The 1,076-nt window shown below is 40.6% G+C and carries 1 protein-coding gene; it reads left to right on the top strand.

The genetic code is table 11. From position 1 onward, the window contains the following. A partial coding sequence (locus PVW51_RS24250) for a hypothetical protein (protein ID WP_443288770.1) occupies positions 1-678 on the top strand: 678 nt, incomplete at its 5' end. Positions 679-1,076: the final 398 nt, after the last annotated feature.

Genomic DNA, 1,076 nt, shown 5'->3' with positions numbered 1-1,076 from the left:
CCGCATTGTCATCTCATGTTGTCTTTGAAAGCCAATGATGGCCTTGACCGCACGCCAGAAACCTACTTCAAACGCTTTAATCCGAAAAACCCGGAGAAAGGCGGGGCGAAAAAAAGACAACTTGATGAAGGCTTTGACAACTACCGTTCATTCTTACTGTATATCCGCAAGGAATGGGAAAACTATATGAATGATGCCTTACGCCAATATGCCCCGACCTTGACTTACCAAATCGATGGACAAGAGATCAACATCCCCAATCGAGTATCGTCTTCAAGTTATAAACAATATAATTTAGATCACGGCACCTTTTACATTGCCGAACCCAAGCTTGGAGTTGGCAATCAAAACAATACACCTGAATATTTAGAGCAGATCAAACAAATCCGCGAGCATAACCAACAAGAATTTGAACGCGAACAACTCCAGAAACACCAGGAACTCAACCTCAGTGCTAAACCGTTTTACAGTGTGAATGACCAGCCGTATAGCAGTTTAGAAGTAACAGCCTTATTGAAGAGTTTAAATCCAGATACCCACTCAGTAGAAATAACCGCGATTCAACAGCAACAAGCTTTAGTTGATCCATCCTTTAAGAATCAAGAACTCAATCTCACTCCTGAAAATAAACCAACACCGACTATTAAAAAAGACACTGGCTTTAACTTTTCGATGTAAAAACCAAGATGAGCAAAGCGAGTGTCTACGAGCGACATCAGCAAAATTCGCGCCTAGACTCTCTGAAAAACAGCTTTTTAGGCTGTGAAGCCTAAATAAGCGTAAATCACATGTAAAAAATTGAGCCTAGACCGAGCGTAGCGAGTAAAAAGGCTTTATGAGCGAAGCGAATTCCGAGTTGCTTTTGATCTTGCTTCTGCTTTTCCTCAAATTCACGGGAATATTGACCAAAAAATTGCCCCAACGAATCGAGCGAAAGCGAGATTCAATAGAGTTTGAGCGTAGCGAAAACCAAGGGCAATTTTTCCTTTCCTGGGCTTTTAATTATTTTAAAGTTTTTAAATGCTTTTAGATGGCTTGAAAGCCTTATGAAGAAAGGGTTTTAGCTCTTATATGTC

Origin of the sequence: Sulfitobacter sp. PR48, assembly GCF_028807335.1 — a bacterium.
In the GTDB taxonomy this organism is placed as follows: domain Bacteria; phylum Pseudomonadota; class Alphaproteobacteria; order Rhodobacterales; family Rhodobacteraceae; genus Sulfitobacter.
The sequence above is the reverse complement of the archived record's forward strand: the minus strand, read 5'-3'. Positions and strand labels throughout refer to the sequence as shown.